Annotated in this window: 13 protein-coding genes; all 13 read right to left on the bottom strand. The window is 53.4% G+C overall.

Annotated elements, in window-relative coordinates; all coding sequences use genetic code 11:
- Positions 1-60 precede the first annotated feature (60 nt).
- The 13 genes from P0G09_RS05645 to P0G09_RS05585 all read right to left on the bottom strand — a co-directional run bounded on the left by P0G09_RS05645 (position 61) and on the right by P0G09_RS05585 (position 12,837).
- Positions 61-2,142: a type IA DNA topoisomerase gene (locus P0G09_RS05645; protein ID WP_217297653.1), complete on the bottom strand. Its 2,082-nt coding sequence runs from the start codon at positions 2,140-2,142 to the stop codon at positions 61-63.
- Between the two features lie 61 nt (positions 2,143-2,203).
- Entirely contained in the window at positions 2,204-2,947 is a 744-nt protein-coding gene (locus tag P0G09_RS05640) for a DUF4366 domain-containing protein (protein ID WP_117477594.1), read from the bottom strand.
- Entirely contained in the window at positions 2,931-3,194 is a 264-nt protein-coding gene (locus tag P0G09_RS05635) for a DUF4315 family protein (protein WP_097785686.1), read from the bottom strand. Before P0G09_RS05635 ends, P0G09_RS05640 begins: the two co-directional genes overlap by 17 nt.
- Before the next feature lie 14 nt (positions 3,195-3,208).
- Positions 3,209-4,942, bottom strand: a complete 1,734-nt coding sequence (locus tag P0G09_RS05630) for a C40 family peptidase (RefSeq protein WP_117477593.1) — start codon at positions 4,940-4,942, stop codon at positions 3,209-3,211.
- Positions 4,939-7,251, bottom strand: coding sequence for a DUF87 domain-containing protein (locus P0G09_RS05625; RefSeq protein ID WP_227613764.1), 2,313 nt, complete (start codon positions 7,249-7,251; stop codon positions 4,939-4,941). The genes P0G09_RS05630 and P0G09_RS05625 overlap by 4 nt, the downstream gene beginning before the upstream one ends.
- A gap of 52 nt (positions 7,252-7,303) precedes the next feature.
- Positions 7,304-7,669: a PrgI family protein gene (locus P0G09_RS05620; RefSeq protein WP_117506352.1), complete on the bottom strand. Its 366-nt coding sequence runs from the start codon at positions 7,667-7,669 to the stop codon at positions 7,304-7,306.
- A 13-nt stretch (positions 7,670-7,682) separates the two neighbouring features.
- Complete coding sequence (locus P0G09_RS05615; protein WP_117506353.1) at positions 7,683-8,549, bottom strand: CD0415/CD1112 family protein; 867 nt, start codon at positions 8,547-8,549, stop codon at positions 7,683-7,685.
- A gap of 327 nt (positions 8,550-8,876) precedes the next feature.
- A complete protein-coding gene (locus P0G09_RS05610; RefSeq protein WP_133303651.1) occupies positions 8,877-9,254 on the bottom strand; it encodes a hypothetical protein in 378 nt (125 codons plus the stop codon).
- 15 nt (positions 9,255-9,269) lie between these two features.
- A complete protein-coding gene (locus P0G09_RS05605) occupies positions 9,270-9,713 on the bottom strand; it encodes a hypothetical protein (protein ID WP_015565208.1) in 444 nt (147 codons plus the stop codon).
- Positions 9,691-10,173: a DUF3990 domain-containing protein gene (locus P0G09_RS05600; protein WP_117477590.1), complete on the bottom strand. Its 483-nt coding sequence runs from the start codon at positions 10,171-10,173 to the stop codon at positions 9,691-9,693. Before P0G09_RS05600 ends, P0G09_RS05605 begins: the two co-directional genes overlap by 23 nt.
- Before the next feature lie 85 nt (positions 10,174-10,258).
- Positions 10,259-10,474 carry a Maff2 family protein gene (locus P0G09_RS05595; RefSeq protein WP_055186938.1) on the bottom strand — a complete coding sequence of 72 codons (216 nt, stop codon included), beginning with the start codon at positions 10,472-10,474 and terminating at the stop codon, positions 10,259-10,261.
- Positions 10,475-10,615: 141 nt separating this feature from the next.
- Positions 10,616-12,382 carry a type IV secretory system conjugative DNA transfer family protein gene (locus tag P0G09_RS05590; protein WP_117506354.1) on the bottom strand — a complete coding sequence of 589 codons (1,767 nt, stop codon included), beginning with the start codon at positions 12,380-12,382 and terminating at the stop codon, positions 10,616-10,618.
- Positions 12,379-12,837 carry a PcfB family protein gene (locus tag P0G09_RS05585; protein ID WP_275252171.1) on the bottom strand — a complete coding sequence of 153 codons (459 nt, stop codon included), beginning with the start codon at positions 12,835-12,837 and terminating at the stop codon, positions 12,379-12,381. Before P0G09_RS05585 ends, P0G09_RS05590 begins: the two co-directional genes overlap by 4 nt.
- Positions 12,838-12,860: the final 23 nt, after the last annotated feature.

The raw sequence follows: 12,860 nt of genomic DNA, 5'->3' as shown, positions 1-12,860 counted from the left end.
CCCGGAGATGCAGATAGCGTTCATCATTGATAAGGTAGACCGCTTCTTTTATCTGCTCCATCAGCACCCACCCTCAAATTCCAGCGAAAACTTGCTGCGGCCATCGGCTTCACAGGACAGCAGCACGGTGGCGTTGTAGGTCTTGCCCTTGGCACTCTTGCAGTCCTTCAGACGGACACGCCCATCCCGCAGCAGCTTGTCCGCCACATGAGCGTCCAGCCGCTTGCCCAGACGCTTGAAGAACGCATTGTCCTTCCACAGCACGAAACGGCACTCCCGGTTCTCGCAGAACCAGCCCTTTTCACGCTCCACGACAGGCTTCCCACAGTTCGGACAGACACCAATAATCTTGCTTTTCATAAGTGCATTCGCTCCTTTTTTCATTTCCGTCTTCTTTACCAGTTCGGTAACCATCGTATTGATCTCAGTCATAAATTCACTCGGCTCCATTTCGCCACGTTCGATTTGCAGCAGTTTTGTTTCCCAATCGGCGGTCATTTCCGGGGATTGGATCTCTTCGGGCATCACCGTAATAAGGGCTTTGCCCTTGTCGGTAGGCAGCAGTACCTTGGTTTTCTTGGTGCCCTTGCGCTCCAGAAAACCCTTCTGCACCAGTTTTTCGATGGTGGCGGCTCTGGTTGCCGGGGTACCGATGCCCTGACGCTCCACGCCCTCCGGCATACTGTCCGCACTGGCGGTCTCCATAGCGTGCAGCAGGGTGTCCTCGGTAAAGTGCTTCGGCGGGGACGTTTGACCCTCCTTCAGCTCTGCGTTAAGGATGCCGCACTCGTTTTCTGCCGCATTGGGCAGGGCGGTGAGTTCCTGTTTTCGGTTCAGGATGTCGGCAAGCACCTTACGTTCCACCGCTTTCCAGCCTTCTTCCAGAACCTCCTTGCCCTTGGCGGTAAATTCCTCCCCGGCACATTCGGTGGTCAGCAGGGTTTCCAGATACCGGAAGGGCTTGCTGACTGCCATCAGCGTCCGGGCGATGATGAGCTTCAGAACGTTCTGCTCGCCTTTAGGCAGCGCTTCCAGATCGGCTTGCAGCATACTGCGGGTGGGCAGGATGGCGTGGTGGTCGGTGACTTTTTCCCGGTTGACGGTGCGCCGTGTCCGGGGTACAGCCTCGTCCACATCTTCTGGGGTAATGTCAAAAAAGCCTTCCAGTTCCTCGGTCAGCACCTCCAGCATTTCCTCGTCATCGTCGGTGATATAGCAGCTATCAGTCCGGGGATAAGTGGTAAGTTTCTTCTCATACAGGCTCTGCACATAGTCCAGCGTCTGCTGTGCGCTGTACCCCAGCAGGCGGTTGGCGTCCCGCTGAAGGGTGGTCAGGTCGTACAGCGGCGGCGGATTCTCGGATTTTTCCTTGCGGGTGATGCGCTGGATCGTTGCCACCATCTCCCTTCGACAGGCTTCCAGCAGGTTTTCTGCAACGGATTTTTCAGGAATGCGGCGGCTGGATGCCGTGCATCCGCTGGTCAGTTCCAGATCCACCGTGTAGAACTTTTCCGGCACAAAAGCGGCTATCGCAGCCTCCCGCACCACCGTCATGGCAAGCACCGGAGTCATGACCCGACCGACCGCTAAAGGTTGACCGTACAGACATGAAAAAAGCCGGGACGCATTGATGCCGACCATCCAGTCGGCACGTTCCCGGCAAAGTGCTGCGTTGTACAGCGCATCGTATTCAGTTGACGGTTTGAGTTGGGCGAACCCCTCTCGGATGGCGTTTTCCTCCATGCTGGACAGCCACAGGCGGGAAAAGGGCTTTTTGCAGCCCGCTTGCTGGTAGACAAGGCGGAAGATTAGTTCGCCCTCACGCCCTGCATCCGTTGCACAGACAATGCTATCCACATCTGGGCGGTCCATCAGCTTTTGCAGGATACCAAACTGCTTTTTGGTGGACGCAGACACCAGATACTGCCACCTTTCCGGCAGGATGGGCAGATCTGCGATGCTCCACTTGACGTATTTGGCATCGTAGATATTGGGCGGAGCAAGCTCCACCAGATGACCCACGCACCAGCTTACCAGATAACCGTTGCCCTCAAGGTAGCCGTCCTGACGGTTGGTGGCACCGAGGACTTTGGCGTAGGACATGGCAACCGAGGGCTTTTCTGCTACAACTAGAATTGAAATAAGCGTTCCCTCCAATCTGTTTTCATTTGGATATGTACGGCGGCAAAATGCCGCCTTGAAATCAGATGGGTTCAGTGTCCTGCTCGTCCGGGGTTTCGTCCTCGTCCGGCACATCGGTAGGGATCTCAAAATCGCCCTTGTCCTCGGTGTAGTTTGCATCGGGGTCGAGGGCTTCTTTTTCGGCTTTTTTCTTCTGCATCTGCTGGTGATAGAAATAGAAGCCGCCACCTGCTGCCAGTGCAATCAGCACCACCACACCCAAAAAGCCGGATGCGATCTTTGTGACCTTGTTTTCCTTGGGCTGTTCCGTGCCGGATGCTGCCGCTTCTTCGGCGGCTTTTTTCGCTTCTTCCTCGGCTTTCAGCCTGTCCTGTTCCGCCTGCGCCGCTGCTTCTTTTTCAGCGGTATAAGCGTTCGCTTCTTCCTCCTCCATCAGGGAAAGAAGGTCGGCTTCGTCCACAAGGTTCATAAAGTGAACGGTCTGCTGCCCCTTGGCGTTGCGGTCAATCACCAGATAGAAAGTCGCACCCGACTTCGACACCAGCGTAATGAACTGCTGACCGCTGCCATCGGAATAGTCGGTGTGGTAATCGTCCACCAGCGTCAAGTTGCCCTCCGGGGTCAGGGCACCGGTCTCCTCATCGGTCACGGTGACTACATCTTCTTCATCGGTGGTAGAAGTCAGGACGGGCTGTTCCACTTCCTCCACAGGCTCACCGCCATAGGCAAAAGCGGGAGCCGCCATGCCAGCGCACAGTGCCACCGATACCAGCAGTGCGCCCAGTTTCTTAATCTTCATCTGCATCCTCCTTCTCGAAAGTTGCACCCACGGCAGACAGCGCAGCAGGGTTCGGGGTGGTGGTGGCAGACTGCCGCAGCAGGGCGGCGAGCTGTTCCGGCGTGACCTTTGCCGTCCGCACCATCTCGTTGACCTCGGCAGAATCTTCCTCCTGAATGCGCCGCTCCAGGATCTCGATGCGATTGTTCAGCTTGATGCGGCGTTCTTTCTCTTTTGCCAGCATCGCCCGCAGTTTATCCGATTTTTCGCTCATAGTAACTTCTCCAATCATTTTGAAAGCCGTCCGAACCCGGCGAGATGCTTCTCCCAGTAGGACGAGTGAATGTTTGCGTACTTGATGGGGTCTCCGGCACTGACCATCATGCCGTTGCCGAGATAGATTCCAGTATGGCTCATGCCGGGGGTGTCATAGGTGCCTTTGAAGAAAACCAGATCACCGGGCTTTGCATCGGCTTCGGAGATGTGCTGGCTCTTGTTCCACAGACCGTTGGCGGTAGTGCGCCCTACATCGTAGCCGTTCTGGTTGTACACCCAGCAGACATAGCCGCTGCAATCAAAACCGGTTTCCGGGGTAGAGCCGCCCCAGACGTAGGGCGTACCCACATACTTTTGCGCCTCCTTGTAGATGGCGGCAAATTCGCTGTCCGTCAGGGCTTCTGCCGGAACCTGATAATCAATACCGGGTGTGCCGGAGCCATCGGAGCCACCGGGCGGCAGTCCGCCGTTGAACAGATACGGTCTGCCGCCCAAGGTGTCCTGAAAGATCTCGTAGCGTTTCCATTGGTCGTTGTCCAGTTCCTCCCGGATGACCACCTCCAAGCCACGGTTCACCAACTTGGTGTGGAAAATCTTGTACTCATACGGCACTTGGGTAGGAACAGGGATACCTGCCGGACTGATGACCCAGACCGTCTTATACCGAATCTGCACCTCCACCCATGTGGTCAGCTTGTACTGCTTTTTGAAGGTCTCCTTCAGCTTGCCCTGCACTTCCGACCGGGTGTAATCATCATACAGAGTGGTCAGGAATGAAGTGAGCTGCCACGGGTCGTGTTCAATGGGGTCAAGGTGGTACTGGTACTCGTTGTAGCCGGGGTGGTCGGTGGGGGTGCGCTTGATCTTTTTATCCAGTTCCTTTTCCAGCTTTTTGTAGTCCTGCTCTGCACCCCAGATGTCCCGATCCTCGGCAGAGTATATGGTCTGCCCGGACACCTGTGTGCCGCCCGAAAAGAGGATACCGCAGGAGGAAAAGCCCGACATCACCATGAGGACGAGCAAAAGAAAAACGCCCACAATCACCAGAACGTGTGCGTTGCCTTTTGCGGCATTCACCAGCCCCTTTACGGCGGTGCTGACGGCAGTTTTGCCCTTTTCTACCGCCTGTTCCACGCCGGACCGGGCAGCAGATGCACCGTTGGATGCCGCTTTGCCACCTGCGGTCTGCGCCGCCGTACCCGACCGGGCGGCAGCATAGTAGCTCTGCCGGATGTCTTGCTTCTGCCGCCATCGGGAAAGCCAGTTGGAACCGCCCTCGCCGGTGCCGGATGCGCCTGTATCTTGTGCCGCAGTTGGCTTCTGCACGGAAGATTTTGCGTTTCTGGCACCCTTCTTGCCCTGCATCTTGGCTTTCCTCTTGAGCTTCCGGGCATAGCGGCTCTTGGAAATATCCCGGACATTTCCTGCCGCCTTTTCGCCCTCGCTCAGCGCCTGCGTGCCCACATTGTCATCCTCGTACTGGTCAACTTCGTGATGCGCCGCAGACCGGGCGGCATGGGCAGCGTACATCTCTCGCTTCTGCGCCTTACTCAACCGGCTCAGTTCGTCCGGGGTCAGTTCCGCCTTGCCAAACCGCAGATGCTGTGCCTTTTCCGCAGCTTTATCTGCATCGGTTTTCAGCTTTTTCTTTTTGGGCACCGTCTGCTCTACCTTGGCTTTTTTCGGGGGAGAACGGGTCTTTTTGGTAGACGATTCCTCTTTGATGTTCAGTTTCGGTTCACTCATTTCTGCGCGCCCTCCGAGACTTCACCCAACTTGGTGGTCATAATGCGGTAGAGTTCCAGATCGGTGGGGAAACGGTCCACAAACGGCAGAATGACATTGCCGAAAAACAGCAGCCCCTCGCCCTCGCCGGAGTGGGTCACGTAGGAAAGCTGATGGGGCGAAATATTGAGCTGCTTTGCGAGGATTTGCCGGTCTCCTGCCGCCTGATTCAGCATGATGATCATGTCGCTGTTCTCGAAAATATTCTCGACTTCACGGGAAGAAAGCAGGTCTTTCACGTTCTGGGTCAGCCCTGTGGGAATACCGCCCCACTTGCGGAAACGCTTCCAGATTTCCACGGAATAAGCGGCGGTCTGCTCCTCTTTTAAGAGGAGGTGCATCTCGTCCATATAATACCGGGTGGACTTGCCGCTGCTGCGGTTTGCCGTGACACGCCCCCACACCTGATCCTGCACAATGAGCATACCGAGCTTCTTCATCTGCTTGCCCAGCTCCTTGATGTCGTAGCAGACGATGCGGTTATTGACGTTCACATTCGTGCGGTGGTTGAACAGGTTCAGACTGCCCTTGACGTAGATCTCCAGAGCCGTGGCAACATGGTGGGCTTCTTTTTCGTCCTGTTGGAGCAGGGCATTGTACAAGTCCTCAAGGATGGGCATATTCTCCGGGCAGGGGTCCGCAAAATATTTGCGGTAAATCAGATGCACACAGCGGTCAATGACGGTTTTCTCCACCGGCAGCAGCCCTTCCTTGCCGCCCACCACCAGTTCGCACAGGGAAAGGATAAAGTCTGCTTTCAGGGACAGGGGATTATCTTCCTCGGAGTAGTTGGCATTGATGTCCATCGGATTGATGAACTGGGTGCTGTTGGGCGAGATTTTGATGACCTGACCTTTCAGCCGATTCACCAGCGGGGAGTATTCGCCTTCGGGATCGTTCACAATAATATCATCATCCGTCACCAGAAAGGCGTTTGCAATTTCACGCTTTGCTGAGAAACTTTTGCCGGAGCCGGGAGTACCCAAAATCAGGCCATTGGGGTTCTTCAACTTCTTCCGGTCCACCATGATAAGGTTGTTGGACAGGGCGTTCAGGCCGTAATACAGGCTTTCTTTGCCAGACTGGTACAATTCCTGTGTGGTAAAGGGGATGAAGATGGCAGTGCTGCTGGTGGTCAGTCCCCGCTGAATCTCAATCTGGTTATCCGCCAGCGGCAGACTGCTCATCAAGCCCTGCTCCTGCTGGAAATCAAGGCGGCACAGGTTGCAGTTGTGCTTCTGGGCGATGGAGCTAGCCTGAAAGACGTTGTTTTCCAGCTCCTGCTCCGTGCGCCCGGTGTTCAACACCAGAAAAGTGACGAGGAACATCCGCTCGTTCTGGCTCTGCAACTCTTTGAGCAGGGCTTTCGCATCCCGTCCGTAAGTTGCCAAATCGGACGGGATGATGTCAATATCATACCCGGCACGGATTGCTTTTTTCTGCTCCTCAATCTTGCTGCGGTCCAGTTCCGTGATGGTGCGCTTCACCGTCTTGATGGCTTTGTTCTGGTCAACAGACTGGATGTGCATCGTAACGATCTGGGAAGAATCCATATCCAGAAAATCCTTCAAAAGCTGGTCGCTGATGTCGGATGCCGTGATGCTCAGAAAGCTGGCGGCGCAAAAGATACCTCCCATCTGGAAGGAGCGGCTGTTCTTGAACGCAAAGGCGGTAGGCGCAATGGCATCCTTCACGGAAAGCCCGCTTTTCACAAGGTCTTTCCAGTCAAAGTGAAACTTGCTTGCACCGTCCATGTTGAACATATCGTGCATGAGTTTCAGCCGCTGGGCACCGTTCAGGGGCTTTGCCTGCACACCCAGCCGATGAAAATTATTCAGCAGGTCATTCTGGATGTGGTCGAGCCGGGGCTTGACCTGCGCCATGCTTTCGCCCTCCACACCAAAGGTGATGAATTTGGTCTTGGTCAGACCATTATTGCCCTTGGCAAGCTGCTGGCGCAGCATCTGGCTGTACTCCGCACGCACATCGTCAAAGCCGTCCTTCTGGAACGGGATGCGGATGCTCTTTTCAAACTCGGTGCTGTCGGTTGCCATGTTCACAAAGGACAGCTCAAATTTGATGCTGGAATCGAAAAAATTCAGAAAACTGCACCATTCCTCGAAAATGGCGGTCTTGTCCTCCTGCTGGGCAAGCTGGTAGTTGATGTCCTGATACTGGATGGTACGAGTGTAATAGTTGGGCTTCACCCTGCAGGTGCCATCCTCAAACATCCGCTGCATGGGGATGGACTGCTGGGCGGTTCGGGGCATAGCAGGCTTTGCGTTCTGCCTGCGCTTCTGCGCAGACTGCGGCTTGCTGTGCTTACCGGTCTTTTTCCAAAACGGGATCATGGGTCATGCCTCCCTTCATCAAAATCGCATAGTAATTGTTAGTCTTGTAGGGGCGGATCTTCGGGCGGACAAACCGGGACTGCACATAGTACGACAGCAGCTTTTCCAAAGGCTGGCCGTTCTTTTCGTACATCCCAAGGAAGAACGCCGGCAGCATCACCGCCATCATACCGAGGGTGGCAGCAGTGTTGCCGCCGGAATCCCGGAGAACAAAAAACAGCGGCACTCCAATGAGAGCCGCTGTGCCAAAGCAGACAAGCTGCCGTTTGGTCAGGTTGAACGCCACTTTGGATTTGACCTTGGTCAAATCGCGGGGAACGGAAATATACGCAGCCAATCAAACACCTCCTTTAGTGCGCTCCGAGGACGGATTTCGTCACCGAGCTGGTCTTGAACAGGCTGAAACAGAGCAGAACGGTGTAGCCCACAATGCTCCAAATGGAGTTGATGGCATCCCCGGAAATCGCTACCGACTGTATCAGCACGGCGTAAATCGCCACGCAGATGAGGATGAGAAAGCCCTGAAAACCCAGTGCAAACAGGCATTTCAGATAGTTCTGCCCCATGTGGCTCTGCTCGTGGTTGCCGAAGGTCGCCATGGGGATGGGCGCAAGGCTCACCATGCAGTAAATTTCAATCATTCTTCCGTAGACGATGACGAAAATCACGATGGACAGGATGCGCATGGTAATGCCGATGAAGAAGGACTGCAAAAACAGCCCGAACAGGGGGCCGACATCCATCTGCATCAGGCTGGATTGCAGCATGGACAAGCCAATGTCGTTGACACGGGTATTTCCGGCAATGATGCTGCTGGAATCGGATACCACCTTTTGGGTGACATCGAACACCGCCATCACGATGTCAAAAGTATTGCTGATGAGCCACACCGAAATAGCAGTCTTAAAAATCCAGCGCATGATGAGGGCAGGCTCAAACTGTGCCATATTGTTGTGCTGGGTAATCATCTCGATCAGTTCGTAACAGGCGATAAAGGTCAGGATGATGCCTGCAATGGGCAGCACCACGTTCCGGGACAGCGATTCGATCATGGCGAACACCCGTGGCTCAAAGCTGGAGGGCTTGGTGCCCACCTGCTGTGCGATGTTGCCCACTTGGGTGTTCACATCATCAAACAAGCCGGAGAGATTGGACATAATGCCTGCCGTCAGGATGCCTTTGATCCAGTCGGCAATGGCTTTGAGAACGGTTTCCATTCAGTCACCGTCCTTAGCTGAAATGGTTGATAAGGGTCTTGAGGAGATTCAGGAGAAAAATAATGTGGGTCAAAAACTGCATAATAGCACCGCCTTTCATGGATGGGTGGATAAAAACGCGGCTTGGAGCACGGACATTTAATAAAACTGCAAGCTGCAGAGGGCTTTCCGCTGCTGCTCAAGCCGCCGTATGGAACAATGCCCTCATTTCATCTATCATTTTTGATTGATGAATGATAGATGAAATGATATGAGCAAACACAAAAAGTGTTCGACGGAAACAAAAAAGCCGACTGCTTTTCGGCAATCGGCAAATCATAATCAAAGCTATATAGCTGTTTTTATAAGTCGGCGAACAGGAACCTTATGATAAACATCAAGGATGCGTTTTTCTCCATTTCGCCAAAAGGGGTTCATATAATAACAATCGCATTCTTTACAATACCAAATGTATTCAGCTTCTCCGTTGATCTCTAATGTGAATGCCTTCATTTTTAGAAGCGGATGCCACGGGCAATGTTTCTGAAGCTTTTCTTTTTGACGATCAGCTTTGCAAAGTCCAAAAAGCTTACCACATTTTAGAGGGGGCGGATTAAACTTAAAACGACTATCAATGGGATTTTCTATATAATCATTGAAGTTTGATAATCCAAGTTGATTGAGAGGTCTATAATGAAGCCCTGCATTATGTTGATTTTTTGCCATTATAACAATCCTTTCTCAAGCAAGCATTTTGCCCTCCAGATAGGAGCAGCGGAGATAATCAGGATTGGTGTAGTATACGTTGGAATTGAAATCGGAGATCTCATCCGTGATAAACGACGAAAAAACATCCAGAATTGCCTGTGCAGCATCTTCATCTTTCATGGTGGACAGCACCAGCCCCTGATACAGCATTCCGATGGAGGTTGCAGAAGGGACCGTATAGCGGCACTCCGCAGCAGTATCAAAATCCCCATCCGGGATGTTGAGATCTTCAATCAGCTCATCTGAAACCTGCTCAAAGGACAGACAGTGGTTTACTTCTGCCAGCCGGAGCTGCCGTTCGATGCCGGCTTTTGTGAAGTGACGAATCACATCCTGCCGATGATTTTTGGTCTTACGGGCGATGGTCTCGATCAGGCTGCAAACGTAGAGAACATCATTTTTCTGCTTTTCGGTCATGGATGGATTCACTCCTCTCAAAGGTCAGGCAGTGCAAAGCGTTTACGGTATGAAAGCTGATCTGGTGTGTTGGATGCTTGAACTTCGCCAATGCCCAAAATGCTTCACGGCTGATCTGCCCGGACGTAAATCCATTGACATAGTCCCAGATGGTGTCATCTGCCATGGGACCCTCCACAATATCATAGGGATGGGTTTCGCCTGCACGACATTTTGCAATGAAATCCAGCCATTCGTCCGACATTTCAGGGAAACGCAGGATTTTCAGGTCAGGATTCTCTACATAGCGATAGACGTTCACAATACCATCGGCAGAACGGCGGTCTGCCCAGCGGTAGGCTTGTTGATAGCTGTTCGTGCAGTAGAATCCCCAAGAAAAGTCCTTTGTATACCGTGTGATGCGGATTTCGGGATAGACAACTTCTTCTTTACTGCCATGATACAATAAAATCTCGCTCATCTGATTCACCTTCTGTATGTGAGATCGTTACTATGGCTTTCCTTATTATAAATATGTACCGGGCGGCAATCGCCGCCCGCTGTTCTTAACCGAACAGACCGCTCAGCAGGGGAATCAGGGTAATGCCCACCAGAGCAACGCCGCCGCCAGCCATGAGCTGCTTCATGCCCTGACTCTTGCTGCCGGGGTTGTCGTTACCATAACCTTCCAGCAGGTTGATGGCACCCCAAACGCCGAGACCGGCACCCAGAGCGACAACCAGAGTCTGAAGAACTTCGATAGCAGAGTTGAAGAATTCCATAGTCTTTTCTCCTTTATTATAAAGCGTTTCCGGTCGTTTGTACACACCCGAAATCTTGTAGTTTTACGTTGCATAACCGCAGCAAGGCTGATTTTCTGGTGCACCTTTCTGACCGGGATAAAAATAAAACCGCCTACCGGGTCAGGCAGACGGGAGCGAATCAGCATCCACCACGATGAACTCATCTCCGGGTTGGATTTTTTCTTTGCGGTTCAGATATTTTTCAATATCGAAGGTGTTTTTGGGGTCGTAGTCCGAGGTCAGCTTGTAGTTAGGGTGCTGGGTCAGGTCGTACTTGTCGCTCAAAAACGGTCTGACGCCACGCAACTGCAAAATACACTTGCCGCCGTCCAGCACCGCCAGCTCGTCCCGGCTCAACAATTCGTGGCCCATCTTTTGGAACGTAGTGCCGTAACTGGGGCTATTGCCACGGGTGTCTGAGGTGTTGAAGGCGTCGATGGTCTCCTTGCCCAGCATCTCGGACAAGTCTTTCAGGGTGGTCGGCTCACTGCCGCCGAGGAAAATCTGGCTGTCCATGTTGCCCACAATGGTATCCGCGTTATCCTTGTAAATGGCTTTCAACTGGCTTCTCGCCTGCAAAACAAGGCAGGCGGAGATCTCACGGCTGCGGATGGTGGCCACCAGCTTTTCCAGATTGGGAATCTGCCCGATGTTGGCGCACTCGTCGATGAGACACCGTACATGAACGGGCAGCTTGCCGCCGTATACATCATCTGCCTTGTCGCACAGCAGATTGAAAAGCTGGGTGTAGACCATGCTGATGAGGAAGTTGAAGGTGCTGTCCGTATCGCTCATGATGAGGAACAATGCCGTTTTCTTATCGCCCAGCGTGTCCAGTTGCAGCTCATCGTACATAGTGAGGTCACGCAGCTCTTGGATGTCGAAGGGGGCTAATCTGGCACCACAGGAAATGAGGATGGATTTTGCGGTCTTGCCGGCAGCCAGCTTGTAAAGTTTGTACTGCCGCCCGGCAAAGGAATTGGGCTTCTTTTTCGCCAGTTCTTCAAACAGCAGATCCACCGGGTTCTGATATTCCTCGTCATCCTCCAGCACCTGCATGGTGTTGAGCATTTCCAGCAGGGTGGCGAAATTTTGCTCCTCCACCGGGGCTTCATAATGCAGATAGGCGATCAGGGCAGTGAGCAAAAGACGTTCGCTTTTCTCCCAAAATGGGTCCCCACCGGACCCTTCGCCTTTGGTGTTGGTCATCAGGGTTGTGACCAGTTTGAGAATGTCCTTTTCGCTGTGGACATAGGCGAAGGGGTTATAGTGCATGGACTTTTTGAAGTTGATGGTGTTCAGGATTTTCAGCTTGTAACCGTTTTTCAGAAGTGCGTTCCCGCACTCGACCACGATACTACCTTTCGGGTCAGTGACCACATAGGAACTATGACATTGTAAAAGGTTGGGTTTAAGCCAAAATCTCGTCTTGCCGCTGCCGGAGCCTCCCACCACCAGCACATTTTTGTTCCGGGCGTTTTTGGGGTCCGGTGGGCGGTTGGACATCATCAGCCGTTCCGTTTTGGTCAGGATGATGTTGTCTGCAAACTTGGGTGCCATGAACGGCTCAATATCCTTGGCGGTGCCCCACCGGGCAGAGCCGTACTCCATGCCGTGGCGGTACTTCTTGGCGTTTTTTCCACGCAAATAGACCGCCAGCCGTAACCCTGCACCGCAGCACAAGCCCACCAGCAAATCGAGCGGATGCAAGCTGGGCAGCGGGTTCGCAAACGCCACCGGAACGGTGCCCATCATCGCCATGATCTTATCCCCCAGCTCTTTGCCCTCGGCAAGCCGCCACGCTTCGCCAATGTTGGTTGCCACCAGCCCCAGCAAAATATAGGGCAGATACAGTGCCAGCAGCTTTGTCAGCTTTTTCGTGGTCACAGTCCACGCTCCTGTTCCTTATGCCGGACTTTGCCGGGGAGTTCTGCCGCCGCCTGCACCAGTTTATGCAGTTTTGCCAGCACCGAGGGGCGTTTGTCCTTGTTGAGCAGGGATGCCGAATATTCCTTGAACGCCGAATGGAAGGCTTCTGCGTCCGGGGCTTTGAAAAAGACCAGATACCGGGGCGGCACCTCGGAATTGTCCTTGCGGATAGCATAGTCGATGCCGTACTTTTTGGCATAGCGTTCCAGCCCACGGATGCCGGTCTTGCTGATCTCCACGCTGGACACGCCCCGGTTCTGCCGCAGAAGAGTGCGGACGCTCTGCTTACCTTGGGATGCCTTGGACTGGTACAGCCGAAACGCCGCTTTAACTGCCCGCAGGACAGTCCGGGCAGACAGCTTTGTGGTCGAGATGGCAAGGTTGACCGTCTTATGCTCGATTTCTTCCTGCATCGTTACCACCTCCTGTGCAGAAA

It is taken from the genome of Faecalibacterium sp. DFI.5.82 (genome assembly GCF_029076575.1).
GTDB lineage: Bacteria > Bacillota > Clostridia > Oscillospirales > Ruminococcaceae > Faecalibacterium > Faecalibacterium duncaniae.
The sequence above is the reverse complement of the archived record's forward strand: the minus strand, read 5'-3'. Positions and strand labels throughout refer to the sequence as shown.